This window comes from Achromobacter sp. D7-1 (genome assembly GCF_059760445.1).
Window position 1 is genome coordinate 1 of record NZ_JCBAMT010000041.1, and the last position, 24,919, is coordinate 24,919.

Here is a 24,919-nt window from a genome sequence, read left to right on the forward strand (position 1 = left end):
GCCGAGGACCCCGGAGCCATCCGAAGCGCAGCCCCACCGGGGCGAGCATCGGAATGGCGCAGGGCAGCCTCGGCGGCTTAAGAACCCTGACGTCCGCAAGCTCGAAGCCCTGCCGCCCCAAGCCGCCCGCATCTGCGGCAATCAGGCCTGCGGCCCGCCAGGCAGCACCAGCTTTTCCAGGTAATCCAGATCCTCGCGCACCAGCCGCAGCGATTCGCGCACGTCCGGCGAGCGCGGTCGCCGGGCGGCGTCGCGCAACAGTGATTGCACGGCCATGTCGGCCATGATGGCCGCAACTTCCGCGCGGCCCAGCCTGCCGTCCGGCTTGTACCACCATGCCGACCAGTTGCACATGCCGATGAGGCTGAAAGCCGCGACGTGGGGATCGACCATGCGGAACTGGCCGTCGCGGATGCCGTTTTCGATGACCCGGCTGAAGTTCTCCAGCACGTTGCGCCGCGACGCCTGCACGGCCGCGCGCTGCTTGGGCGTCATGTCAGCCTCGGTCCGGTCGGCCACGCGAAATTCGGCGGTGCGCGACAGGATCAGGTCGGCGTGCTGCGTGACCAGGGCGCGCAGCGCCTCGACCGGATCCAGGTCCTCGCGGGTGGCGGTTTCGCCGGCCATTTTCTTGGCCGCGCTCAGCACGTCTTCAGTCAGCGAACGCAGGATCGCGTCCTTGCTTTTGAAGTAGTAGTAGACGGCGGTGCGGCTCAGGCCCAGGGACTCGGCGATGTCCTGGATGCTGGTGCCGCCGGAGCCGCGCTTGATGAAGAGCGTGGCGGCGGCGTCGAGTATGGCGGTGCGCAGCGCTTCGCCCTTCAGCGCTCCCTTGGTGCTTGCGTCGTTCACGTTGCGATGTTCCTCGAATAGACCGTCCGGGACGGCCCCGTCCCGAAATTATGGCATGCGCGTTTCGGCTTCCCGGTCGCGCCGGGCATTGTTTTGCCCCTGTTGAGTCCCTCATTTTTGACGCTACTGTCAATTTTTTAAATTTAATTGACACTAAAGTCAAATATTCGTCTAATACGTCAAACCGAGGTCCACAGAACCTCGCCACAGGAGACGAATGTGACTACCGCCGCCCCCTCCAGCCAGATCACCGCAGGCTTTCTCAACACCGATTGGAACCCCCGCGACCTGCCCGCCGGCGCCTCGACCCGCAACGTCGTGCTGCGCACCGCGGACGGCGCCGCCACCTCCGGATCGCTGTACCAGCCGGCCGGCCCGCGTCCCGACACCGTGGTCTGCGTGATGCATCCGCGCGAGTTCATGGCCTGCCACTACCTGATTCCCGACATCGTCGGCGCCGGCTTTGCCGCCTGGTCGCAAGGCGCCCGCTCGGTCGGCAACGACCTCAGGCTGGAACATGAACAGGCGCTGCAGGACGTGGCCGCCGGCCTGCGCTTCCTGCGCGAGCAGGGCTTCAAGAAGATCGTGCTGCTGGGCAATTCCGGCGGCGCCGGCCTATATGCCTTCTACGCGCAGCAAGCCGGCCTGCCCGCCGGCGAACGCGTCGCCCGCACGCCGGGCGGCAAGGCCTGCGGACTGGATGAACTGGACATGCCCGAGGTGCACGGGTTGGTGCTGGTGGGCCCCCACCCCGGCCAGGGCGCGCTGCTGCTGAACTGCATCGACCCCTCGGTCGGCGACGAGAACGACGCCCTGTCGGTGGTGGCGGAACTCGATCCGCTGGCGCCCGAAAACGGCTACCGCCCCAAGGGCCAGGCGCGCTATGCGCCGGAATTCGTCGCCCGCTACCGTCAGGCGCAGCGCGACCGCGTGGCCCGCCTGGACGCGCAGGCGCGGCAGATCATCGCCGACCGCCTGGCGGCCCGCGCCGACGTCAAGAGCGGCGCCGACGCTTCCGCCGGGCGCCGTCGCCAAGCCGCGCACACGCCCGTGCAGGTGGTCTGGCGCACCGACGCCGACCTGCGCTGCCTGGACCTCAGCCTGGATCCTTCCGACCGCCACCCGGGCTCGCTCTGGGGCAAGGATCCTTACGCGTCGAACTACGGCGCCGTCGGCTTCGCCCGCTTCTGCACGCCCGAGAGTTGGCTGTCGACCTGGTCCGGCCTGTCGTCCAACGCCAGCATGGAACGCACCGCCGGCGGCATCGTCCAGCCCACCCTGATCATCGAATACACCGGCGACCAGGCCTGTTTCCCTTCCGACGTGCGCGCCATCCATGACGCCATCCCCGCGCCGGACAAGACCCACCTGCGCATCCGCGGCGACCACCACGGCCGCGCCCTGGCTGAAACCGAAGAACCCGGGCGTTACGCCGCCGGCCGCGAACTGGCCGCCTGGCTGCGCCAGCGTTTCCTCTAATCCGAATGTCGACGGAGCAAGTCATGACTGCAACCCCCAAGCCCCCCGCCCCCCTGCGCCTGCACGGCGTGGACCACACGGCGCGGCCCACCTGGCGCCTGCGCGAAACCGTCGCCTTCTACCGCGACATCCTCGGCCTGCCGCTGGTCCATGTGATCTCGGCGCGCGGCTGGGGCCCCGCCACGCACCCGGACTTCCTGCACTTCTTTTTCGATAGCGGCCAGGGCAGCACGATTGCGTTCTTCTACTACCTGGGCTCGGACGAACCGGAGGCGCTGCGCGGACGCAGCAGCATGCGGCCGCTGCCCGAGGACCATGTGTTCGACGCCACCCATACCGCCTGGCTGGTCGATAGCGAAGACGAGCTCAAGGCCTGGAAGCAAAAACTGCAGGACGCCGGGCTAGAGGTCTCCGTCGAAACCCGCCACGAGGTGATCGAATCCATCTATGTGCGCGATCCCAACGGCTACTTCATCGAATTCACGCGCAAGCTGCGCCCGTTGGGCGAGGTCGACGCGATCGACGCCGACCTGACGCTGCGCGCGGCCATGCAGGCCGAAGCCGATGCGGAATCGGCCGGCGGCCGCATCCGGCATATCGACGACGTCTGGGCGCGCAAGGCCGCGCTGCTGGAAGACCGGCTGCAGATGGCGGACAGCGCCGCCGAGCCGCGCGTGCGGATCTTCGTGCCCCGGGTCGAGGAATTCTCTTCCCTGGTGCAGGACGCTTCCGAGCGCGAGAACTGCACGGTGCTGCCGGGCGAGCATTTCGACTGCATCGTCGCCGACGGCCCGCTGGAGTTCCAGCGCAAGGCCCTGGGGCTCAAGCCCGCCGTCTGGTACGGCTTGTTCACCGGCGGCGTCAGCGGCACGATCGACGTATTGGATCGGGACCGCGTCCTGATCTCGGCCGTGCGCCACTGAGACACGGGCCAGGAGGAGACAACCATGCGAGATATACGCCACCCCATAGAGGGCGTGATCTACCACCACGCCGAACGGGCCCGCCAGTACTTCGCCAGCGGCGCGTGGGAGCGCTCGACCGTGGGCGCGGCGCTGCACGCCACCGCCCTGCGTTGCCCCGAGCGCACCGCGCTGATCATCGACGAAGGCAGCCTGAGTTTCCGCGAACTGGATGAACAGACCGATCGGCTGGCCGCCGCCTTGCTGAAACTCGGCCTGGCGCCGGCGGACCGCGCCATCTTCCAGATGGGCACCACGCTGGAAACGGCGCTGGCCCTGCTGGCCTGCTACAAGGCGGGCATCGTACCCGTCTGTTCGCTGCCGCAGCACCGCGAACTGGAGATCGGCCAGTTGACGCGCCAGACTCGCGCCCGCGGCTATTTCGTGCAAGCCGACTTCGGCAAGTTCGACCTGCCGGCCTTCGCCGCGGGCATGCTGGCCGCGAGCGACACGCTGGAGCACCTGGTCGTAGCGCGCGGCGACTCGCCGCACGGCGTGTCGCTCCATGCGCTGCTGGACGCGATGCCGCTGGCCGAGGCCCGCCTCATCCTGGCGGACCAGGGCCCCGGCTGCGAAGACGTGCTGAGCTTCCAGCTGTCGGGCGGCACCACCGGCATGCCCAAGATCATCCCGCGCTTCCATGCCGAGTACCTGGGCCATTCGCTGGCCTGCGCCCGGCGCTACAAGATGCAGGACGACGACCGCATCATCTGGGCGCTGCCCCTGCTGCACAACGCCGCCCAGGTCTATGTGCTGATTCCCGTGATCGCCATGGGCGTATCCGCGGTGCTGATGCCACGGGTCGACGTGCCGCGCATGCTGGAGCTGATCGAGCGCCACCGCGTCACCCGCGCCATGTCCATCGGGCCGATAGCGCCGCAGCTCATGGCCTTCCCCGACCTGGCGCGCTACGACCTGTCCACGCTGCGCCTGTTCATCACCATGAGCGCGGCCGACCGGCTCGAAGCCCATCTGAACGTGCCCTGCTCCAATCTGTTCGGTATCACCGAAGGGCTGCTGCTGGGCTCGCCCGCCGACGCGTCCGAGTACGAGCGGCACCACACCCAGGGACGCTCGGGCTGCGCCGAAGACGACATCCGCCTGCTGGCGCCCGGCACTGAGGAGCCAGTGGCCGAAGGGCAAATGGGCGAACTCTGCTTCCGCGGCCCCGCCACCCTGCCGGGGTTCTTCGACGCTCCCGCCGCCAACGCCTCGGCCTACACCTCCGACGGCTATTACCGCACCGGCGACATGATGACGGCGCGCGTGGTGGACGGGAAAACCTGCTACGCCTTCGAGGGCCGCCTGCGCGACAACATCAACCGCGGCGGCGAGAAGATCGGCTGCGAGGAAGTCGAGGCGCTGGTGGGCGCGCATCCGGCCATTTCCGAGGCGCGGCTGGTGGCCATGCCCGACCCTTTCTATGGCGAGAAAGGCTGCGTCTTCGTCATCGTCCGGCCCGGGCATAAGGCGCCGAGCCTGACGGAACTGGCGGATTTCCTCACCGGCCAGGGGCTGGCCAAATACAAGTGCCCGGAACGCATCGAACAGATCGAGGCCTTTCCCGTGACCAAGGTCGGCAAGCTCGACAAGGCCGCCCTGCGCCATAGCGTCGCGGAAATGCTCAACCAGGAGGCCGCCAAGGCCAGGGAGAACGGCAATGACCAGCACTGAATACGTAGTGAGCGAGACGCCGTTCATCGTGCGCCGCCGCGTCAAATGGGGCGATTGCGATCCCGCCGGCGTGGTTTACACCGTCACCTTCGGCGAATACGTGCTGTCGGCGGCCGAACTGTTCTACGGCCATCTGTTCAACGGCACGCCGCAGCGCATCAAGGACGAGCATGGTTTCGGCACGCCGACGCGCGCGCTGGCCTTCGACTTCCAGGCCTCGCTGTGGCCGGACGAGGAATTCGACATGTGCGTCAGGGTCGAGGAAATCCGCACCCGCACCTACACCCTGCACGTCGCCGGCAGCGTGCGCGGCCAGCCCGCCTTCGATGCCCGGCTGACCCCGATCTGCGTGGCGCGCGGCGAACGGCGCGCCATCGAAGTGCCCGCCGCGCTGCGCGGCGCCTTGCAGTCATATCAGGAAGCCTGCGCGCAGGCCGAAGCAAACAGGAGCCAAGCAAAATGAAGATCGCCATCATCGGAGCAGGCCCCGCCGGCCTGTACTTTTCGCTGCTGGCCAAGAAGCATGCCCCGCAGCACGACATCACCGTCTACGAACAGAATCCGCGCGGCGCCACCTACGGCTGGGGCGTGGTGTTCTCGGACATCGGCCTGTCCTTCCTGCGCGAGGCCGACCCGGAATTCTTCAAGGCCTTCGTGGCGCACCACGAACGCTGCGACTACATGGAGATCATCCACCAGGGCGCCCGCGTCCAGGTCCAGGGCAACCATTTCTCGCGCACGGCCCGCATCGACATGCTGGAAGTCCTGGAAAAAGCCTGCCTGGAAGCCGGCGTGAAGATCCTGCACGAGCAGCGGATCGAGGACATCGGGCGGCTGGCCGCGGAAGTGGACATGGTAGTGGCCGCCGACGGCAGCAACAGCGCCGTGCGCAAGCAGTACGCCGAGCACTTCCGCCCCAGCTTCGAACGCCGCCGCAACAAGTTCGCCTGGTATGGCACCCGCCAGCGCTTCCATCCGGTATCGCTGATCTTCCGCGAAACAGACCACGGCATCTTCATCGCCCACAGCTACCAGTACAGCAAGGATCTCAGCACTTTCCTGGTGGAAGTGGACCCGGACACCTGGCAGCGCGCCGGCCTGGACTCGGCCAGCGAGGACGCCAGCCGCCGCTATTGCGCCGAGGTGTTCCGCGCCGACCTGGGCGCGAACGAACTGCTGGGCAACCGCTCCTTGTGGTTCGAGGCCAGCATCGTGCGCAACGAGCGCTGGTCGCACGGCAACATCGTGCTGCTGGGCGATGCACTGCGCACCGTGCATTTTTCGCTGGGCTCCGGCACCCGGATGGCGATGCAGGACGCGATCGCGCTACATCAGGGCCTGACGCAGCATCCCGACGACGCGCAGGCCGCGTTCGCGCACTTCGAGGCGCAGCGCCGTCCGGCTTCGGCCAATTTCCAGACCGCCGCCGCGCGCAGCCTGGACTGGTACGAGAACGTGGCCGAGAAGATGCACCTGGACCCGGTGTCCTTCGCCTACGACTACATGCGCCGCACCGGCCAAGTCAGCCACGACGACCTGCGCCAGCGCGATCCGGGCTTCGCCGCTGCCTACGAGGCGCGGCATCCGGAAGCGGCCGCCGTGTCCTGAAGCGCTGTTTTGAGTACCCGGCCGCGGCGCTTTTATCCGCGCTTGCGGCCTCAACGATAAGCGGCGCCGGGAAGCGCCGCGAACCATCCATGGAAAGTGGAGGAGACATGAAAAATACCCTCTGGTGCATGGCGCTGACCGGCGCCCTGGCCTGCGCCTCGGCACAGGCCCAATCCGACAAATACCCCGAACGGCCGGTGCGCATCGTGCTGCCGTACTCGGTGGGCAGCGGTCCCGACGCCGTCGCCCGCATGCTGGGCGAACAGCTCACGGCGGCCTGGAAGCAGCCGCTCATCGTCGAGAACAAGCCCGGCGCCAACGGCTGGCTGGCGATCGGCGAGGTCAAGCGCGCCACGCCCGACGGCTACTCGCTGGCCGTGGTGGACAACACCCACATGACGCTGCAGCCGCAGCTCTACCGCAACCTGCCCTTCGATCCGGTCAAGGATTTCGTGCCGGTGGCGCCGATCTACACCACGCATTTCTTCATGGTCGTATCGGCCTCCTCGCCCTGGAACAATGTCACCGATCTGATCGCGGCGGCCAAGGCCCAGCCCGGCAAGCTGACCTACGGCACCTGGGGCATGGGCAGCGTGGCGCACGTGGGCACGTCCATGTTCCAGACCGCCACGCAGACCAACATGACCCACGTCCCCTTCAAGGACCTGGCCCAGCTCTACACGGCAGTGGCCAACGGCGAAGTGGACTGGGCCTTCGGCACCGCCGCCACGGTGCAGAACCTGTACCAGGCCAAGCGGGTCAAGCTGCTGGCGCTGGCGGCGCCGTCGCGCCTGGGTTCCTACGCCGACGTGCCCACGGTCAGCGAGGCTGGCGGCCCCAAGGACTTCGAACTGAAGACCTGGGTCGCAGCCTTCGCGCCCAAGGGCACGCCGGATGCCGTGGTCAAGCGCATCAATGACGCCATCGCCCAGGCCGTGGTGACGCCCGCGGTGCGCAAGCGTTTCGAGACCTATGGCTTTGACGCCTGGCCGCAGGATGCCGCCGCGCTGGCCCAGGCCCGCGACGCGGACTCGGCGCGCTTTGCGGCCGTGGTCAAGGAGGCCAATATTTCTTTGGACTGACGCCGGTCCGGGGGCCGCCCGCGCGGCCTCCCTCTCGGACGAGCGCCGATGACATCTGCCTCTGGCCGCCCCCTCAGGCCTTCGCCTCAGGCGCCCGCCTCAGGCGTCCGCCTCCGGCGCCTTGGGCGTGGCCGTCAGACGCTGCGCCATGAACTCCAGGAACTCGCGGGCCAGCGCCGGCAGCGTCCGGCCCTGCAATGTCAGCACCTGGATGCTCCGCTGCCGCATCTCCGGATTGCTGAACGGCACCGCGGCCAGACCCTCTCCGTCGCGCTGTCCCAACATGGTCAGGTAGCCCGACAGCGCCACGATGTCGCTGCCGGGCAGCATGGGCAGAAAGGCCGCGGAATGGTTGGATACATAGGCCGGCTCGATGTGCAGCCCCGCGTTCGCGCAAGCCGCGTCGAACAACTGCCGCACCGTGGTGCCCTGATCGCCCAGCGACAGCGGCACCTTCGCCAGGTCGCGCATGCTGAGGCTGCGCCGGCTGGCCAGCGGATGGTTCCGGCACATCACCGCATAGACCGGGGCGCGCACCAGCAGTTCGGTCTTGAGGCGGTCATCCTGCGCGGTGGTGTAGCGCAGCGCCAGCTGCGACAGGCCTTCCAGGATCTGGCGGCTGACTTCCTCGGGGCGTTCCACGTGCAGATGGAAACGGGCTTCGGGCCGGACCCGCTTGAACTCGGCCATGCACATGGGCAGGAAACGGTGGGCGAAACCCTCGGTGCAGGCCAGGCGTATGGTCACGTCGCCCAGGTGGCTGCGCTGGCGTATCTCGGTGGTGACGCGCTCTGCTTCCAGCGCCGCGGCATTGGCATAGGCGGCCAATTGGCGGCCGGCCTCGCTCAGTTCCATGCCGCGCGCCTGCCGCTCGAACAATGCAATGCCCAGCCCGTCCTCCAGCTTGGCGATCTGCCGGCTGACGGCCGAGGCCGCCACGTGCTGCGCAGCCGCGGCGCCGGCGATCGAGCCGCAGCGCGCGACCTCCAGGAAGTACCTCAAGCCCAGCGAAATCATGGCGCCCCTTTTATCCATGCCTTTATGGCAATGAAAGAATGCTAATTATCTAATTGTGGCATGCGGTGAAGCGTAATAACTTTGTGCCCCCCTCAGCATCCCAGGCAACGAAGTGATACGCGAACAAGCCCTGCTCCAAGCCGTTCAAGCCTATGACAACGGCGACCTTCAAGCCGCCCTGGCCCGCCGCGTCGCCTACGCGACGGAAAGCGAAGTGGCTGACCAAGCCCCCGCCCAGCACGCCTACCTGGACGAAGAGCTTGTTCCGCTGCTGCGGGACTTGGGCTTCGCCTGTGAGGTGCATCCCAACCCCTCCGGCGCCGACCTGCCTATCCTGGTGGCGCGCCGCATCGAGCAGGCCGGCCTGCCCACGGTGCTGATGTACGGCCATGGCGACGTGGTGCGCGGCAATGCCGCCAAATGGGAAGCCGGCCGCGATCCCTGGCGCCTGCAGGTCGAGGGCGACCGCTGGTACGGGCGCGGCACCGCCGACAACAAGGGCCAGCACAGCATCAACCTGGAAGCGCTGCGCCAGGTCATCGCCGCACGTCGCGGCGCGCTCGGCTTCAATACCATCTGGCTGATCGAGACCGGCGAGGAAGCGGGCTCCCCCGGACTGGCCGCCTTCTGCCAGGCCCAGCGCGAGGCGCTGGCGGCGGACGTGTTCATCGCCAGCGACGGGCCGCGCCTGAGCGCGCAGCGCCCGACCCTCTTCATGGGCTCGCGCGGCGCGGTGAACTTCGAACTGAAGCTGCGCTTGCGCGAACGCGGCTATCACTCAGGCAACTGGGGCGGCCTGCTGGCCAACCCGGCCATCGTGCTGGCGCACGCCATCGCCACGCTGGTCGATGCGCGCGGCCGCATCACGGTGCCGGGCCTGCGCCCGCCCCCCATTCCGGACGCGGTGGCCGAGGCGCTGGCCGACCTGGAAGTCGGCGGCGGCCAGGACGATCCCGACATCAACGCCTGGTGGGGCGAGCCCGGGCTGAGCGCGCCCGAGAAGGTATTCGGCTGGAACAGCCTGGACGTCCTGACTTTCGGCGCCGGCGATCCGGCCAAACCGGTCAACGCCATACCGCCCGAAGCCGTGGCCTGGTGCCAGTTGCGCTTCGTGGTAGGCACGGATTGGCGAGCGCTGGAGACCCACGTGAAGGAACATTTGCGCGCGGCGGGCTTCGAGGACGTGCAGGTACGCATCGGCATGCAGGCCGGCGCCACCCGCCTGTCACCCGACAATCCCTGGGTGCGCTGGGCCGCGACCTCGCTGGAGCGCAGCACCGGCAAGCGCCCGGCGCTGCTGCCAAACCTGGGTGGATCGCTGCCCAACGACATCTTCGCCGACCAGCTGGGCCTGCCCACCTTGTGGGTACCGCATTCCTATCCCGCTTGCGCCCAGCACGCACCCAACGAACACCTGCTGGGCAGCGTCGCCCGCGAGGGGCTGGCGATCATGGCTGGCCTGTTCTGGGACCTGGGCGATCAGGGCAACGCCCTGCGCCAGGCGGCCGCCAGCCCGTCTTCCAACGCCAACTGACCGGGACCTCCGTCATGACCGTCAAACTCCGCGCCGCCCTGGCGGCCGCAAGCCTTGCCGCCCTCGCGTATGCCGGCGGCGCCCACGCCGCCTATCCCGAACAGGCGATCAAGATCGTCGTGCCCTTTACCCCAGGCGGGGCGACCGACGCCGTGGCGCGGCTGCTGGCCAACAAGCTGTCCGGCAAATTCGGCCAGGCCGTCATCGTGGAGAACCGTCCCGGCGCCTCCACCGTGATTGGCGCGGAAGCGGCAGCGCGCGCGCAGCCCGACGGCTACACGCTGATGCTGTCGGGCAGCACCACCTACACCGTGCTGCCGGCGCTCAAGCCCGGCCTGCCCTATGATCCGCAGAAGAGCTACGAACACATCGCCATCGTCGCGATGGCGCCCGTGGTGCTGCTGGCCAAGAACGGGCTGGCGGCCGGCACCATCCAGGAAGCGGCCGCGCTGGCCAAGCAGCGCAGCGGCAAGGACAGCCTGATGTACGGCACCTTCGGCGCCGGATCGGCCCCCCATCTGGCAGGCGAAATGTACGCGGAGGCCGCGGGCGCGAAGATGACGCCGGTGCCCTACAAGGGCAGCGCGCAGCTGGTCACGGCGATGATAGGCGGCGAGGTCGACCTGGGCGTGGACACCGTGTCTTCGGCCGCGCCGCAGGTCCGCGCCGGCAAGATCCGCGCCTTGGCCGTGACGGGCGAGCGCCGCATGCCGCAGCTGCCCGACGTACCCACCTTCACCGAAGCGGGCATGCCGGATGTGTCTTTCGTCGGCTGGTACGCGCTGGTGGCGCCGGCGCGCACGCCGGCCCCGGTGGTCGACACTCTGAGCCGCGCCGTGGCGGAAATCATGCAGGATCCGCAAGTGCGCAAGTCGGTCGCGGACCTGGCGCTGGATCCCGTCTATTTGCCCGGGCCGGCATTCAAGGCGCAGATCACCAAGGAACTGCGCACCTTTTCAGAGGTCGCGGCGCGCGCCGGCATCACCCTGGACTAGCGGTAGCGGGCTGGCGCCTGCCCTCAGTCGGGCTGGGTGCGGGTGATCTTGGACCCTTGCAGGCCCATGCCGGCCATCAGTCCCTGTCCGCCGAATGGCACGGCGTATACATCCTGGCTCAGGGTGGTGGTGGTAATGCTGGCGGCATAGCTATCGTCCACCACGACCAGGCTGGGGCCGGCGCCAAGCGACCAGCCGTCGCTCTGGTCCAGGTACTGCAGCGCCGGCTCGTTCATGAAGAACAGCGCATAGCTGAACTCCTGCGCGCCGGCCTGAAGGCCGAACGAGACCGCCGATATGTTGTAGTAACCCTGGACCTTGCCGCCCCGGATGAGCGCGCCGTTGCCGGTTTCCGCGCCGACCAGCAGGCCGCCCTTCAGGATGCGGGGGAACACCAGCACGCCCACCGCCTTCTTGCCCAATTCACGTGTCCTGGGTTCCTGCTGGTACAGGCGATCCAGCGCGCTGCGCGCCTCCCGGCTGAGCTCGGCCGCGGACTCCGCCCTGGCCTGTGGCGCCAGGAAAAAACAGGCAGCCCACAAAAAAAGGCTGGCCGACAGCCAACCCCAACGGTACATAGGCAAAACGGACGCGCGACGCATACAGCCCCCTTGTCTGAAGGACGGCAAGCGCCAAGCGCGCTCGCCCCGACTTGCCAGTGCAGTATTGGCAGGCGCATGTGGCTTGTCAAGAGGCGTCCGCACCCGTGCTGGCGCCTGGGCATTCTCACACCATGGGCGGCGACGTCTCCCTTTCGGGATGGCGGTGCCTGGCCAGGGCATCGATGAATGCGGACACGCTCTTGGCCGCAGCCGCCGCGTCCACGATCAGCAGGCCCGCGTCGGCCTGGCCCGGTGCGATGCCTGCCGCAGCAAAGAGCTGCGCGCCTGCGCCCACGCCCATCAGACTCTTCCCGTGGCGGAACGCATCGCGCAGGAACTCCAGCGCACGCCCGTCCTCGCGCAGGCGCGCCACGGCGGCCTCGCCCCCCGCCACCACCGCCCCATCGAATAGCGCGGAAGGATGATTGTCGAGGGAGGCGTCGGCGTCCACGGCCCCGCCCTCATCCGTTGGGACGGGACCGATGCGCTGCCCCACCAGGCGCACCACGGCGCCGGCCGCGATCAGCCCTTGCGCCACGGCGGCCACGGCTTTGCCGTCCGCGCCTTCGGCCACCAGGATCGCAACCTTTCGAGTCGCGATGCCGGCCTCGCCAGGGCGCGCAGTCAGCGACAAGGCCGGCGACACTTCGATTTCCGGTTTGGGCGGGCGGTCGATCGCTCGCGGCAACGGGGCCGGCAAAGCCATGCCCAACTGATCCGCCACACCCTGAGCCAGCGCTTCGGACACATTGCGCAGCGACGCGACCATGCGCTGGCGCACCGCAGGCACCGTGACCTTGCTCAATTCGAAGGCGTAGGCATCGACGATGTGGCGTTGTTCCCAGTCCGCCTGGCTTTCATAGAACAGCGTTGCCTGGTTGTAGTGCTCGGCAAACTTCTCGGGATGTCCGCGCAGTTCGTCGCCCGTCTCCGGCTCCGGAAACGACACGAAGCCCTCCATGCCGGCCTGGAACGGACAGCCGCCGGCGAGCGAATTGGGCTCGTAGGCCACGCGTCCGCGATGGATGGCCTGGCGGTGCATACCGTCGCGCTGGTTGTTGTGCACGGGAGCCAGCGGCGCGTTGATCGGGATTTCGTGGAAGTTCGGTCCGCCCAGCCGCGATATCTGGGTGTCCACATAGGAATGGATGCGCCCCGCCAGCAGCGGATCATTGGTGAAGTCCAGGCCGGGCACGACGTGGGCCGCGCAGAAGGCAACCTGTTCGGTCTCGGCGAAGAAATTGTCGGGATTGCGGTCCAGCACCATACGCCCGACCGGCATCACGGGCACCAGTTCTTCCGGCACGATCTTGGTGGCGTCCAGCACGTCGAAGCTGAATCCTTCCGCCTGCTCCTCGGTGAACACCTGCACGCCCAGTTCCCATTGCGGGCCATTACCGGCATCGATCGCCTCCCACAGATCGCGGCGGTGGAAGTCGGGGTCGGCGCCGGACACTTTGACAGCCTCGTTCCAAACCTGCGAATGCGTGCCCAACAGCGGATTCCAGTGGAACTTCACCAGACGCGACTCGCTGGTGGCGTTGACGAAGCGGAAGGTATGCACGCCGAAGCCCTGCATCATCCGGTAGCTGCGCGGGATGGCGCGATCCGACATCAGCCACATCAGCATGTGGGTGGATTCCGGCATCAGCGACACGAAGTCCCAGAAGGTGTCGTGCGCGGATGCGGCCTGGGGCATGCCATGGTGTGGCTCGGGTTTGACGGCATGCACCAGGTCCGGAAACTTCATCGCGTCCTGGATGAAGAACACGGGCATGTTGTTGCCGACCAGGTCCCAGTTGCCCTCGTCCGTATAGAACTTCACGGCGAAGCCGCGCACGTCCCGGGCCGTGTCCTTGGAGCCGCGCTCGCCTGCCACGGTCGAAAAGCGCACGAATACCGGCGTGCGCTTGCCGGCTTCGGCGAACAGCGACGCGGCCGTCAGGTCAGTGAGCGGCTTATAGCATTCGAAGTAGCCATGCGCGGCTGAACCGCGCGCGTGCACGATGCGTTCCGGAATCCGCTCGTGGTCGAAATGCGTGATCTTCTCGCGCAGGATGAAGTCCTTGAGCAAGGCCGGCCCGCGCAGGCCGGCCTTCAGCGAGTGCTGGTTGTCGCTGACGCGCACACCCTGGTTGGTGGTCAGCATTTGTCCGCTCGAATCGGCCCGCACACGCTCCAGCCGTCCGTCGGCCGCATTGACCCCGGCCGCGGCTGCGCCCCCAGTCTTGTCCGAGGTCTCGGCTTCGGACAACGAACTGGCCGTCGCGGCAGGATCCGCGTCAGCCACGTGGGCGCCGGCATAGGGACAACGCGCCCCTTCCTCGCCATATTCCGCGGCCTTGCCGGCATTGTGGGGGATGGCCGCGGCCGTCGCGCCCACGGCCGCGGCGCGCTTGAGCGCCGGGTGGCTGGGCTTGCCCGCGGGGCCGGACGCCGGACCGCTGTCCGTATTCATGTAGGCCGTGTCCACGGCCGCGCCCGCGCCGCGCTTGCCTGCTGCTTTCTTGCCTGGCATCGCAATCTCCTAGTGGCTCAGCATCTTGCCGCGCGCCTGCTCGGCCCGAGACGCGCCAATGGCGCTCTCTACCTGCTTGACCTCTTCTGGAGGCGGCAGCACCGCAGGGAATCCCAGGGACTGGATCCACAACTCGCGCGACCAGCCTTGCGTGTGATAGAGGTGATGGTCCTCGTCCGTGGCGACGGCGTCGTACGCCTGCTTGAGCACCTTGGCCTGGTCGCCGCTGTGCTGTTCGGCAATCACGCCGATCAGGGACCAGTTGGCGTGGTCCTTGGTCTCGGCCAGCACCACGCATTCGGTGGCCACCAGTTGGGCCGCGTCCGGGTCGCCGGCGTTGATCGCCATCTTCATGGCCTTGACCAGCGATTCGCCGATATGGCGCACCACCTGCCTGCCCGGGGGTTGCGCCTCCGGATCCAGGCGCAACTGCTCGAATACGGTCAACAGTACGCGGCGATGGGTGCGCGTTTCTTCCAGGTAGCCGAGCCATTCCTTCTTCAGATCCTCATTCACCGCGCAGGTCACGGCGGTTTCATAGACGGCCAGGCCGCCTATCTCGGTCTCCAGGGCCTGGTACAACAATTCCTCGATTTGCGAGGTATTTCCGGCTTTGCGTTTCATTGGGCGCTCCTCTTTCGTTCACATGGGGCATCCGCGCATGCCCGCGGCGGATATGCGGATGGAGCGCCTACCCAGCAATTGCCATGCCCGGTCCGTGCTCGCTCGCGCTATGTCCAGGGCGGCCCGCGCCGGTTGCCGCCCGCGGCACGGAAAATACAAGTCGACGACGCGGTCTGCCTCGTCCCCATTTAGACTAGAATTGGAACTATTCTCAATAAAATCAGACCGTCCGGCTCGCGGCGGCACCAACAAGAAAGAGGCTCGTCCTGAAATCCGGTTTCCGCCTGTCCATGGCCTGGCTCCACACCTGGGTCGGCCTGTGGTTTTCCTGGCTGCTGTTCACCGTCTTCCTGACGGGCTCGCTGGCCGTTTTCTCCGAACCCATCACGCACTGGATGACGCCCGAGCACCAGGAGGCGGAAGCACGGGCCGCGCAAAAGGAAAGCGTCCCGGTAGACCGCGCCCGCCGGCTGGAACTGGCCGTGGACTATATGGCGCGCAACCATGCGGGCGCGGGTATGTGGGAAATCTGGCCGGTCGACCGCTTTCACAACAACGGGCTGACCGCCTATTGGTTCGACAAGAACGGCCAGTATGCCGACGCCGAACTGGACCCCGACACCGGCGCGGAACTTGACGACCACCACGAGGCCGAAGCCCGCGCAACGCAGGGCGGCTCGCATTTCGTGGATTTCCACTACACCTTGCACGACGCCGGCCTGGGCCTGTGGATCGTCGCCTTTGCCAGCATGGCCATGCTGGTCGCCCTGATTTCGGGCGTGGTCACGCACAAGCGCATCTTCAAGGACTTCTTCACCTTCCGCGCGAAGAAGGGCCAGCGCTCCTGGCTGGACGCGCACAACGCGGTGGCGGTCCTGACACTGCCCTTCCAGTTCATGATTGCCTACACCGGCATCGTGATATCGAGCGCGATATTGATGCCCGCCCCCGTCGCGGCAACCTATGGCGCCGACCCGCGGGCCAGCCGCCTCTTCCTGGCCGAACTGTCCGGCGAGGACCGGCCTGCGCGCACCGGCGTGGCTCAGAGCATGCCGGCGCTGGAACCCATCGTGGCCCGCGGCGAGCAACTGATCGGGCAGACGGCGCGCGCCATCGTCATCAACAACCCCGAAGACAGCTCCATGCGCATCGGCGTCTATGGCTGGAATGAAGCCACCGACGACGCCAGGAACATCAGCGCCACCACCGGCATGGCCGAATTTTCCGCCAGCGGCGAACTGCTGCGCGTACGGCCCCCAGGCGGGGTCCACGGCGGCGCGCCTTCCCTGACATTCCAGGTGATGAGCGGTCTGCATATGGTCAAGTTCGGCGGCCTGGCCATGAAATGGCTGTACTTCATCTGCGGCCTGGCCGGTGCGGCCATGATGGGCACGGGCGCGCTGTTGTTCATGGTCAAGCGTCGCGCCAAGCATGGCGGCGAATTCGGCAGCGCGACGGCGCGCGTGTACCGGTTGATAGAAGGTTTGAACGTGGCCGCGCTGGCCGGACTGGCCATCGCCTGCATCGGCTACTTCTGGGCCAACCGCCTGCTGCCCGTGGCGCTGGAAAACCGCGCGCTGTGGGAGCTGCGTTGCTTCTTCGCGATATGGGCGCTGACCCTGGCGCATGCCTGGCTGTGCAGCCCGCGCCGCGCCTGGATCTCGCAACTGGCCCTGCTGTCGGCGCTGTGCCTGCTGCTGCCGGTGCTGTCGCTCGTCACCCTGGGCGACCATCCCCTGGCGCAGATCGCCCGCGGCGACTGGGAAAGCGCGGGCGTCGAACTGACGTCCGTCGCGTTCGGCGTACTATCGGGCTGGGCGGCCCTGTTGTTGTGGCGACGGCCCGCAAGCGCGCCCGCCCGGCGCAATCCCCGCAGTGACGCAGAGGCGGCCGCATGAACATCAACGACCTGTACGCAATTTCCATGGCGCTGCTGCTGACCTACTCCGGCATGGCTTGCCTGAGCCTGGCCATGCCGCGCCATTACGACCAAATCTGGGGACGCGATCCGTCCGCCGGCCACACCCGCGTGCTGCGCGGCGCCGGCGTGCTGTTGCTGGCGCTGGCCTTGCTGCCCTGCGTCGGGCTGTGGGGCAATACCGTGGGCGTGGTGGCATGGCTGGGCTGGCTCTCGGCCGGCGCCCTGCTCTGGGTCGGCATGCTGTCCTGGGCGCCCCGCCCGGCCGCCGGCACCGCCGCGCTGGCCGTGGCGATATCCCTGGCCGGGGTCGGCATCGGCTTCTGAAGCTTCCGAAGCGCGCGTTTGATGCGCATCAAGCAAGACTGACATCCCAGCCGCGCGAGGCGATACGCGCACCATATGTGGTGGTAGAGTTTTCACACCCTACTACATATGGTGTCAGTCATGCATATCCAGCACATCCTCAAGCGCGACGGCCGGATCGCGGCGTTCGACCGCGACAAGATCGCCCAAGCCATGGCGGCGGCCGGCCAGAGCACCGGGGAACTGGACTTGGCGGGCGCACAAACGCTGACCGACGGCGTCATCGCCGCGCTGGCTGGCAGCCCCTGCCCTGGCGTCGAAACCATCCAGAACCGCGTCGAAGAAGCCCTGGTCCAGGCGGGCCACTGGCGCACCGCGCGCGCCTACATCGTGCACCGCGAACAGCACGCCCGGCTGCGCTCGCTGCGCCACACGCTGGTGGACGTGGAAAGCGCCATGGAGGAATACCTGGATCAGCGCGACTGGCGCGTCAACGCCAACGCCAACCAGGGCTACAGCCTGGGCGGCCTGATCCTGAACGTGGCGGGCAAGGTCACCGCCAACTACTGGCTGTCCAACGTGTTCGCGCCCGAAGCCGGCCGCGCCCACCGCGAAGGCGACATCCACATCCATGACCTGGACATGTTGAGCGGCTATTGCGCCGGCTGGTCGCTGCGCCAACTGCTGACCGAAGGCTTCAACGGCATCCCCGGCAAGGTGGAAGCGACTCCGGCGCGCCACATGTCGGCGGCCATCGGCCAGATCGTCAACTTCCTGGGCACGCTGCAGAACGAATGGGCCGGCGCGCAGGCGTTCAGTTCCTTCGACACCTACATGGCGCCCTTCATCCGCCGCGACGCCATGACGTACGCGGAAGTGAAGCAGTCCATGCAGGAACTCATCTATAACCTCAACGTGCCCAGCCGCTGGGGCACGCAGACGCCCTTCACCAACCTCACGTTCGACTGGACCTGCCCGCCGGACCTGAAGGAGCAGATCCCGTACATCGGCGGCGAGGAAATGCCGTTCTCCTACGGCGAACTGCAGACCGAGATGGACATGATCAACCGCGCCTACATCGAGGTCATGATGGCCGGCGACGCCAAGGGCCGCGTATTCACTTTCCCCATTCCCACCTACAACATCACGCCCGACTTCGACTGGGACCATCCCAACACCGAGCGCCTGTTCGAGATGACGGCGCGCTATGGCCTGCCCTACTTCCAGAACTTCCTGAACTCGGACCTGGAACCGCACATGGTGCGCTCGATGTGCTGCCGCCTGCAGCTGGACCTGCGTGAATTGCTCAAGCGCGGCAACGGCCTGTTCGGCTCGGCCGAGCAGACCGGCTCGGTCGGCGTGGTCACGGTCAACTGCGCGCGCCTGGGGTATACCTGCCGCGGCGACGAAGCGCGGCTGATGCAGCGCCTGGACCATCTGCTGGAGCTGGGCCGCGATGTGCTGGAAACCAAGCGAAAAGTGGTGCAGCGCTATATCGACCAGGGTCTCTATCCCTATACCCGCCGCTATCTGGGCACTCTGCGCAACCACTTCAGCACGCTGGGTGTGAACGGCATCAACGAGATGGTCCGCAACTTCACGGACGACGCCGAGGACATCACCTCTGCGGCGGGACACGCCCTGGCCGTGCGCCTCCTGGACCGCGTGCGCGCCCGCATGACCGAATTCCAGGAAGAGACCGGCCATCTGTACAACCTGGAAGCCACGCCCGCCGAAGGCACCACCTACCGCTTCGCCCGCGAGGACCGCAAGCGCTATCCCGCCATCTTGCAGGCGGGCAGCGAGACTCAGCCCTACTACACCAACTCCAGCCAGTTGCCGGTGGGCCACACCGACGATCCCTTCCATGCGCTGGAGCTGCAGGAAACGCTGCAAGGCAAGTACACCGGCGGCACCGTGCTGCACCTGTACATGAACGAGGCCGTGTCTTCCGCCGCCGCGTGCAAGCAGCTGGTGCGCCGCGCGCTGTCGAACTTCCGGCTGCCCTACATCACGGTCACGCCGACTTTCTCCATCTGCCCCAACCACGGCTATCTGGCGGGGCACCACGAGTTCTGCCCGAAATGCGATGCCGAGCTGCTGGCCAAGCAATCGGCATGCTGCACCCCGGCCTAGGACCTGGTCACCACGACAGGCCCCAACCGGACCGCCGGGCAGCCGCCCGGCATTCACTCCCTGAGGAACCGCCATGCAAACCTTGATCGCTCCCGAAGTCACCACCGCTCCCGCCCTGCGGCTGGACGACAGCCAGCGCGTGCGCTGCGAAATCTGGACCCGCGTCATGGGCTACCACCGCCCCGTCGCTTCCTTCAACACCGGCAAACAGGGCGAATTCAATGAACGCCGCTTCTTCGTCGAACGCAGCGCCTGAAGGCGCGCCACAAGCCGCCGCGTCCACCCCGGGCTGCGGCCCGGGCACGCGGCGGCTGACCGCGCGGCCGGCCTACCCGGCGCCGCCGCAACCGGTGGCCCAGCCCCTGCCGCGGCATTCGCCCGCGGTCGGCGGGCTGGTGCCTTTTTCCACCGTGGACTGGCCGGGGCAACTGGCCGCGGTCGTGTTCATCGCGGGCTGCCCCTGGCGCTGCCACTACTGCCACAACGTCGAACTGCAGACCCGCGCCGCGCGCTACGACTGGCGCGAGACGCGCGCCTTCCTGGAAACGCGCAAGGGCCTGCTCGACGCCATCGTATTTTCCGGCGGCGAACCCTTGAGCGAGCCGCGCCTGCCGCAGATGATCCGCGACGTCAGGCGCATGGGTTACCGCGTCGGGCTGCATACCGCCGGCATCTACCCCCTGCGCCTGGCCGACGTGCTGCGGTACCTCGACTGGGTCGGCCTGGACATCAAGGCCGACGCCCAGGGCTATGACGACATCACCGGCCGGCGCGACTCGCAGCGCCCTGCGCTGGCGTGCCTGGCGCAGCTGCTGGCTGCCGACATCGACTTCGAATGCCGCATCACCTGGCATCCGGACTGGCTGGACGAAACCCGGCTGCTGGCCCTGGCGCGCGAGCTGGCGCGCCGCGGCGTGCGCCGCTTTGCCGTGCAGGGCGCGCGCCGCTCGCCCGACGCGCCGCCGGTGCGCGCGCTCGGCGCGCCGGCCCTGGCGCTGCTGATGCAATGGTTCGAGGAGTTCGCCTATCGCTGAGCGGGGTGCTGCTCCGCTTGATCCTGCGCAAGGCGACCCTCTCCCCCTTGCTCTAGCCTCTGTCCACTTGAAAAGAGGAAAGACTCATCATGACGTGGTTCAAATCACTCACCCTCGCCGGACGCGAATTGCTGCCCATTGTCCAGGGCGGCATGGGCGTCGGCGTATCCGCCCATCGCCTGGCCGGCGCGGTCGCCAGCCAGAACGCCATGGGCACCATCGCCAGTGTGGATTTGCGCCATCACCATCCCGATCTGATGGAAAAAACCGAGCGCTGCCATGACCGCGACGTCATCGACGGCGCCAACCAGGTAGCCCTGGACCGCGAAATACGCGCGGCGCTGGACACGGCGCAAGGCCGCGGCCTGGTGGCCGTAAACGTGATGAAGGCGGTGCGCGACCATCCCGCCCTGGTGCGCCAGGCCTGCGAAAGCGGCGCCCATGCCATCGTCATGGGCGCCGGCCTGCCGCTGGACCTGCCCGAGATGACGGCCGACTATCCCAAGGTGGCGCTGGTGCCGATCCTGTCCGAGGCGCGCGGCGTGGCCGTGGTGCTGAAGAAATGGATGAAAAAGGGCCGCATGGCCGACGCCGTGGTGATCGAACACCCCGGCCACGCCGGCGGCCATCTGGGCGCAGCCCGCCTGGACGACATCCACAGCGAACGCTTCGACTTCCAGCACGTGCTGGCCGATTGCCACAAGCTGTTCCAGGAACTGGCGCTGGGTTCGGACGCGCCGCGCCTGATCGTGGCGGGCGGCGTCGGCAGCCACGAGCAGGTGCGCCATTGGCTGGCCAACGGCGCCGACGGCGTGCAGGTCGGCACGGCCTTTGCCGTCACCCAGGAAGGCGATGCGCACGAGAACTTCAAGCGTGTGCTGATCGACGCCGATCCGGACAAGCTGGCCGAATTCACCAGCGTGGCGGGCCTGCCCGCCCGCGCCGTGGAAACGCCCTGGCTGACGCGTTATCTGCGCCAGGAAAAAACGCTGCAGGCCAACACCCGCTGCGACGCGCGGCGCTGCAGCCAGCGCATGGACTGCCTGACGCAATGCGGGTTGCGCGACGGCCTTTCGCGCTTCGGCCAATTCTGCATCGACCTGAAGCTGGCGGCCGCCATGCGCGGCGAAGTCAGCCGCGGGCTGTTCTTCCGCGGCGCCTCCAAGCTGCCCTTCGGCAGCGCCATGCGCTCCGTGCGTGAATTGATGGACTACCTGCTGCACGGCGAGATGCCCGCCACCGCTTGAGACCGCCGGCTTCGCTGAGGGCGGACTTTCGGATAATAATTGAACGACGTACAATATTATTCGTCGTTCAATTATTTCCGCCACCATGGACTCTTCCGCCTTTCCCCCCTCCGAATCCACGGCCCCCGAAGCCGGGCGTCGCGAACGCAAGCGCCTGCAAACCCTGGACCATCTGGCGCAAACCGCCTGGCGGCTGTTCGAAACCCTGGGCTATGACGCGGTCACCATGGAACAGATCGCCGCCCAGGCGGACGTATCCAAGGGAACGCTCTACAACCATTTTCCCGTCAAGGAAGCCCTGCTCGCGCATCGCTTCCATGAGGAACTGGCCGCCAGTGTCCACGCGCTCCAGCCCGCGCTGCGTGCCCTGCCGTCCCTCGCGCAGCGCCTGACGCGGCTGCTGCATGCCTCGGCGCACTGGTCCGAATCGCACCGCGCCTATCTGGGTCCCTACCTGCGCTACCGGCTGTCGACGCTGCAGCCCGGCACACGCGACGACGACCGCTATCCGCGCAGCGGCATGCAGGCGCTGTACACCGCGCTGATCGAAGAGGCGCAGGCCGCTGGCCAGGCCCGGACCGATCTTGCCGCCAGTCAACTGGCCCACCTGCTTCAATTCCTGTATCTGGGCGCGATGCTGCGCTGGCTCGACCTGCCCGGCGCCAGCCTGAAGGCGGAGTTCGACGCCGCCATCAGCCTCTTCGTGCGCGGCGTGGCGCCCGCGGCCGCGCCATGACTGCCGCCGTGCTGGATTGGGCCGGCGCAGCGCTGGCCGGCCCCCAGGCCGCGGGCGGCAAGGGCTGGCAGCTGGGCCGCATGGCGCAATTGGGCGTACCTGTGCCGGACGGCTTCGTGCTGCCCGCCACGCTCAGCCTGAACCGCGAGCCGGGCCAGGCGCCGCTGCCCGCCGTGGCCCAGGCTCTGCGCGATGAACTCGCCGCGCGCGGCTGGCTCGAGCGGCCGTTGGCCTTGCGTTCGTCCGCCCCTCAGGAAGACTCGGCGGGCGCTTCGTTCGCGGGCATCCATCTGTCCTGCCTCAATGTGCACGGCGCCGAAGCGGCAATCGACGCCGTCCGGCAGATCTGGGATTCGCAATGGACGCCGCAGGCCTGCGCCTACCGGCAGAAACTGGGACTGAACCCGGCCGGCATGGCGGTGGTCGTCATGCCGCTGATCGACGCCGCCGCCTCCGGCATCGCCTTCACCATCGACCCGGTCTCGGGACGGCATGACGAGATACTCATCCACGCCAACAGGGGCTTGGGCGAATCGCTGGTCGACGGCGAGGCGGACGGCGACGAATACCGCCTGCGCGAAGACTATTTGCGCCAGGCATGGCCCCTGGCCGCGCGCCGCATCGGCGCCAAGCGCCACGCCAGCCAGCCCGCCGGCGCCTCGGGCACCGTGCTTGCGCCCACGCCCGCCGCGCGCGCGGCCCAGGCCGTGCTGACCGACACGCAGGCCGAAGCCCTGGGCGACATCGTGCGCGACGCGGCGCGCGCCCTGGACTATGCCGGCGGCGGCTATGACATCGAATGGGTCTGGGATGGACGACGCTTCTGGATCGTGCAGGCCCGCCCCATCACCGCGGCGGCGCGCCACACCTATCCGGCGCTGCGCGCGCAGCCCGCGTACTGGTCGCGCGGCAACACCCGCGAGGTCCTGCCGCTGGCCATGTCGGCGCTGGAATGGGATACGGGCCGCGTCATGGCGCAACGCATGCTGACCACGGGTTTTGAACTTAGCGGCTACTCCACCCTGCCAGGCGTGCGGCTGGCGGCGCTGTTCCAGGGCCGGGTCTATCTGGACGCCTCCGTCATCCAGTGGGTCGGCCATGACGCGCTGGGCGTGCCGCCGAAAGCCATGAACGCGCTGCTGGGCGGCCCGCAGCCCGAGATCGCGGTGCCGCCCCTGACGCTGGCGCAACGCCTGCGGCATGGCGCGCGCATCCTGCGCTACCTGCGCCGCGCGGCCCCCTTGCGCAAGCAGGCGGAACTGGACCTGCCGCGACTGTTCGCCCGCGCCCAGGCCTGGCTGGACCAGCCCGCGCCCGCGTCCAACGCCGAGTTGGGCGCCCGTTTGCGGGAGCAGTTCCACACAGTGCTGGCGGCGGACCAACTTTTCTTCCTGCAGGGTTCAGGCGGCGGCGCGCTGCATAAGCTGCTGGAAATGGTCGAGAAAGCCTGCCCGGGCGAAGGCCACGCGCTGACGGCCGCGCTGCTGGCCGGCGGCGAACCCAGCGTGACGGCGGCACAGAGCTACGCCCTGATGGCGCTGGCCAGGCTGGCTGCCGCCGACGCGCAGGCCATGGACTGGCTGCGCGATCCGGCGCGCGACAGCGCCGGCTGGCACAGCGCCTTGCAGGACGGCAGTCCCTTCAAGCAGGCCTTCGCGGACTTCCTGCGCCAGTATGGCCACCGCGCCGTTTATGAAACCTATCTGCGCAACCCGCGCTGGCGCGAAAACCCCGCCTACCTGCTGGACAGCGTGCTGCAACTGGCCGACGCCGATCTTGCCGCCTTGCGCGCCCGGCAGGACAGCTCGGCCAGCCAGGCCCGCCAGCGCCTGCGCGCGGCATTGCCCTTCTGGCAGCGCCCGCTGGCCGCCAAGCTGCTGACCGCGGCCGGCCTCGAAGGCAGGCAGCGCGAAGCCGCGCGCAGCGTGCTGGTGGCCTATCTGGCGGTGGCCCGCAAGAATGCCCTTGCGCTCGGCCGGCGCTTCGTCCGTCCAGACGGCCTGGCCGCCGCGGACGACGTCTTCCATCTGACCGCCGCCGAACTCGTCGCCCTGGCCGAAGCCAGGCTGGCTCCCGCCGCCGCGGGCCACCGCGCCGCCCTACGCCGCGCGCAGCTGGAGTCGTGGGCCTCGACCCCGGATCGCGACGTCATCGCCGAATACGCCGAATACGCCGAGGCCCGCGCGGCCGTACCGACGTCCCCCGCAACTGGCGATTCCGGTTCCGCCGCAGCCTGGCACGGCACCCCCGCCGCTGGCGGCCGCGCGCGGGCAAGCGCCTTCGTGGCCCGCACGCCGTCCGAAGGCCTGGCCATGCCGGCGGGCGGCATCCTCGTCGCCGCGTCCACCGACCCGGCCTGGACGCCGCTGTTCCTGCGAGCGGGCGCGCTGGTCATGGAGGCTGGCGGCTATCTGTCGCACGGCGCCATCGTGGCGCGCGAGTTCGGCATCCCGGCGGTGGTCAATGTGCAGGGCATCATGCAACAGGTCGCCACGGGCGACGTCCTGGAGGTGGACGCATCGCGCGGCACGGTGCGGCGGCTGGTTCGCGCTGCCAACCCCGGCGCTCGCGACGAGTAAATGCAGCCCAGCGCCT

Annotated in this window: 21 protein-coding genes; 16 read left to right on the forward strand and 5 right to left on the reverse strand. The window is 68.0% G+C overall.

Going from position 1 to position 24,919, the window contains the following annotated elements:
* Positions 1-141: 141 nt before the first annotated feature.
* Complete coding sequence (locus tag AC6LKD_RS18125; protein WP_013393567.1) at positions 142-852, reverse strand: TetR/AcrR family transcriptional regulator; 711 nt, start codon at positions 850-852, stop codon at positions 142-144.
* A gap of 219 nt (positions 853-1,071) precedes the next feature.
* Here AC6LKD_RS18125 and AC6LKD_RS18130 point away from each other — a divergent pair, with 219 nt between their 5' ends.
* From AC6LKD_RS18130 to AC6LKD_RS18155, 6 genes are all read left to right on the forward strand, one after another.
* Entirely contained in the window at positions 1,072-2,331 is a 1,260-nt protein-coding gene (locus tag AC6LKD_RS18130) for an alpha/beta fold hydrolase (RefSeq protein WP_498117006.1), read from the forward strand.
* Positions 2,332-2,354: 23 nt separating this feature from the next.
* Positions 2,355-3,254, forward strand: coding sequence for a VOC family protein (locus tag AC6LKD_RS18135; protein WP_498117007.1), 900 nt, complete (start codon positions 2,355-2,357; stop codon positions 3,252-3,254).
* A gap of 24 nt (positions 3,255-3,278) precedes the next feature.
* Positions 3,279-4,967 carry an AMP-binding protein gene (locus tag AC6LKD_RS18140; RefSeq protein WP_013393564.1) on the forward strand — a complete coding sequence of 563 codons (1,689 nt, stop codon included), beginning with the start codon at positions 3,279-3,281 and terminating at the stop codon, positions 4,965-4,967.
* Positions 4,954-5,430, forward strand: a complete 477-nt coding sequence (locus AC6LKD_RS18145; RefSeq protein ID WP_013393563.1) for an acyl-CoA thioesterase — start codon at positions 4,954-4,956, stop codon at positions 5,428-5,430. Before AC6LKD_RS18140 ends, AC6LKD_RS18145 begins: the two co-directional genes overlap by 14 nt.
* Positions 5,427-6,575, forward strand: coding sequence for an FAD-dependent monooxygenase (locus tag AC6LKD_RS18150; RefSeq protein ID WP_013393562.1), 1,149 nt, complete (start codon positions 5,427-5,429; stop codon positions 6,573-6,575). The genes AC6LKD_RS18145 and AC6LKD_RS18150 overlap by 4 nt, the downstream gene beginning before the upstream one ends.
* 107 nt (positions 6,576-6,682) lie before the next feature.
* Positions 6,683-7,657, forward strand: a complete 975-nt coding sequence (locus AC6LKD_RS18155; RefSeq protein WP_013393561.1) for a Bug family tripartite tricarboxylate transporter substrate binding protein — start codon at positions 6,683-6,685, stop codon at positions 7,655-7,657.
* 99 nt (positions 7,658-7,756) lie between these two features.
* On the opposite strand, the gene AC6LKD_RS18160 is transcribed toward AC6LKD_RS18155, so the two are convergent.
* Positions 7,757-8,674 carry a LysR family transcriptional regulator gene (locus AC6LKD_RS18160; protein ID WP_492276892.1) on the reverse strand — a complete coding sequence of 306 codons (918 nt, stop codon included), beginning with the start codon at positions 8,672-8,674 and terminating at the stop codon, positions 7,757-7,759.
* A 112-nt stretch (positions 8,675-8,786) separates the two neighbouring features.
* On the opposite strand from AC6LKD_RS18160, the gene AC6LKD_RS18165 reads away from it, so the two are divergent.
* Both AC6LKD_RS18165 and AC6LKD_RS18170 read left to right on the forward strand, forming a co-directional pair.
* Complete coding sequence (locus AC6LKD_RS18165) at positions 8,787-10,208, forward strand: M20 family metallopeptidase (RefSeq protein ID WP_498117008.1); 1,422 nt, start codon at positions 8,787-8,789, stop codon at positions 10,206-10,208.
* Between the two features lie 14 nt (positions 10,209-10,222).
* The gene (locus AC6LKD_RS18170) at positions 10,223-11,203 is read left to right on the forward strand and encodes a Bug family tripartite tricarboxylate transporter substrate binding protein (protein WP_498117009.1); all 981 of its coding nucleotides are present in this window, start codon (positions 10,223-10,225) and stop codon (positions 11,201-11,203) included.
* Positions 11,204-11,226: 23 nt separating this feature from the next.
* On the opposite strand, the gene AC6LKD_RS18175 is transcribed toward AC6LKD_RS18170, so the two are convergent.
* The 3 genes from AC6LKD_RS18175 to AC6LKD_RS18185 form a co-directional block, all read right to left on the reverse strand.
* Positions 11,227-11,805 carry a lipid-binding SYLF domain-containing protein gene (locus tag AC6LKD_RS18175; protein WP_013393557.1) on the reverse strand — a complete coding sequence of 193 codons (579 nt, stop codon included), beginning with the start codon at positions 11,803-11,805 and terminating at the stop codon, positions 11,227-11,229.
* A 124-nt stretch (positions 11,806-11,929) separates the two neighbouring features.
* On the reverse strand, positions 11,930-14,323 hold the full coding sequence (locus AC6LKD_RS18180) for a catalase (protein ID WP_498117010.1): 2,394 nt from the start codon (positions 14,321-14,323) through the stop codon (positions 11,930-11,932).
* Between the two features lie 9 nt (positions 14,324-14,332).
* The gene (locus tag AC6LKD_RS18185) at positions 14,333-14,947 is read right to left on the reverse strand and encodes a ferritin family protein (protein WP_492276887.1); all 615 of its coding nucleotides are present in this window, start codon (positions 14,945-14,947) and stop codon (positions 14,333-14,335) included.
* 290 nt (positions 14,948-15,237) lie between these two features.
* On the opposite strand from AC6LKD_RS18185, the gene AC6LKD_RS18190 reads away from it, so the two are divergent.
* From AC6LKD_RS18190 to AC6LKD_RS18225, 8 genes are all read left to right on the forward strand, one after another.
* Positions 15,238-16,845, forward strand: a complete 1,608-nt coding sequence (locus AC6LKD_RS18190) for a PepSY-associated TM helix domain-containing protein (RefSeq protein WP_498117012.1) — start codon at positions 15,238-15,240, stop codon at positions 16,843-16,845.
* Positions 16,842-17,192, forward strand: coding sequence for a DUF3325 domain-containing protein (locus AC6LKD_RS18195; protein ID WP_492276885.1), 351 nt, complete (start codon positions 16,842-16,844; stop codon positions 17,190-17,192). The genes AC6LKD_RS18190 and AC6LKD_RS18195 overlap by 4 nt, the downstream gene beginning before the upstream one ends.
* A gap of 120 nt (positions 17,193-17,312) precedes the next feature.
* Positions 17,313-19,307, forward strand: a complete 1,995-nt coding sequence (locus AC6LKD_RS18200; protein WP_498117014.1) for a ribonucleoside triphosphate reductase — start codon at positions 17,313-17,315, stop codon at positions 19,305-19,307.
* A gap of 73 nt (positions 19,308-19,380) precedes the next feature.
* A complete protein-coding gene (gene nrdD / locus AC6LKD_RS18205) occupies positions 19,381-19,563 on the forward strand; it encodes an anaerobic ribonucleoside-triphosphate reductase (RefSeq protein WP_013393551.1) in 183 nt (60 codons plus the stop codon).
* Complete coding sequence (locus tag AC6LKD_RS18210) at positions 19,529-20,341, forward strand: anaerobic ribonucleoside-triphosphate reductase activating protein (protein WP_013393550.1); 813 nt, start codon at positions 19,529-19,531, stop codon at positions 20,339-20,341. Before nrdD ends, AC6LKD_RS18210 begins: the two co-directional genes overlap by 35 nt.
* Before the next feature lie 89 nt (positions 20,342-20,430).
* Positions 20,431-21,588 (forward strand): NAD(P)H-dependent flavin oxidoreductase, encoded by a 1,158-nt coding sequence (locus AC6LKD_RS18215; RefSeq protein WP_013393549.1) that lies wholly within the window; start codon positions 20,431-20,433, stop codon positions 21,586-21,588.
* 85 nt (positions 21,589-21,673) lie between these two features.
* Positions 21,674-22,324, forward strand: coding sequence for a TetR/AcrR family transcriptional regulator (locus tag AC6LKD_RS18220; protein ID WP_013393548.1), 651 nt, complete (start codon positions 21,674-21,676; stop codon positions 22,322-22,324).
* On the forward strand, positions 22,321-24,903 hold the full coding sequence (locus AC6LKD_RS18225) for a PEP/pyruvate-binding domain-containing protein (protein WP_498117015.1): 2,583 nt from the start codon (positions 22,321-22,323) through the stop codon (positions 24,901-24,903). Before AC6LKD_RS18220 ends, AC6LKD_RS18225 begins: the two co-directional genes overlap by 4 nt.
* Positions 24,904-24,919: the final 16 nt, after the last annotated feature.

Coding starts and splice junctions, on each gene's coding strand:
- AC6LKD_RS18160 (WP_492276892.1), bottom strand. CDS start 8,674: ATGATTTCGCTGGGCTTGAGGTACTTCCTGGAGGTCGCGCGCTGCGGC.
- AC6LKD_RS18135 (WP_498117007.1), top strand. CDS start 2,355: ATGACTGCAACCCCCAAGCCCCCCGCCCCCCTGCGCCTGCACGGCGTG.
- AC6LKD_RS18195 (WP_492276885.1), top strand. CDS start 16,842: ATGAACATCAACGACCTGTACGCAATTTCCATGGCGCTGCTGCTGACC.
- AC6LKD_RS18210 (WP_013393550.1), top strand. CDS start 19,529: ATGAACGCCGCTTCTTCGTCGAACGCAGCGCCTGAAGGCGCGCCACAA.
- AC6LKD_RS18225 (WP_498117015.1), top strand. CDS start 22,321: ATGACTGCCGCCGTGCTGGATTGGGCCGGCGCAGCGCTGGCCGGCCCC.
- AC6LKD_RS18190 (WP_498117012.1), top strand. CDS start 15,238: ATGGCCTGGCTCCACACCTGGGTCGGCCTGTGGTTTTCCTGGCTGCTG.
- AC6LKD_RS18150 (WP_013393562.1), top strand. CDS start 5,427: ATGAAGATCGCCATCATCGGAGCAGGCCCCGCCGGCCTGTACTTTTCG.
- AC6LKD_RS18155 (WP_013393561.1), top strand. CDS start 6,683: ATGAAAAATACCCTCTGGTGCATGGCGCTGACCGGCGCCCTGGCCTGC.
- AC6LKD_RS18145 (WP_013393563.1), top strand. CDS start 4,954: ATGACCAGCACTGAATACGTAGTGAGCGAGACGCCGTTCATCGTGCGC.
- AC6LKD_RS18170 (WP_498117009.1), top strand. CDS start 10,223: ATGACCGTCAAACTCCGCGCCGCCCTGGCGGCCGCAAGCCTTGCCGCC.
- AC6LKD_RS18200 (WP_498117014.1), top strand. CDS start 17,313: ATGCATATCCAGCACATCCTCAAGCGCGACGGCCGGATCGCGGCGTTC.
- nrdD (WP_013393551.1), top strand. CDS start 19,381: ATGCAAACCTTGATCGCTCCCGAAGTCACCACCGCTCCCGCCCTGCGG.
- AC6LKD_RS18180 (WP_498117010.1), bottom strand. CDS start 14,323: ATGCCAGGCAAGAAAGCAGCAGGCAAGCGCGGCGCGGGCGCGGCCGTG.
- AC6LKD_RS18140 (WP_013393564.1), top strand. CDS start 3,279: ATGCGAGATATACGCCACCCCATAGAGGGCGTGATCTACCACCACGCC.
- AC6LKD_RS18220 (WP_013393548.1), top strand. CDS start 21,674: ATGGACTCTTCCGCCTTTCCCCCCTCCGAATCCACGGCCCCCGAAGCC.
- AC6LKD_RS18175 (WP_013393557.1), bottom strand. CDS start 11,805: ATGCGTCGCGCGTCCGTTTTGCCTATGTACCGTTGGGGTTGGCTGTCG.
- AC6LKD_RS18215 (WP_013393549.1), top strand. CDS start 20,431: ATGACGTGGTTCAAATCACTCACCCTCGCCGGACGCGAATTGCTGCCC.
- AC6LKD_RS18185 (WP_492276887.1), bottom strand. CDS start 14,947: ATGAAACGCAAAGCCGGAAATACCTCGCAAATCGAGGAATTGTTGTAC.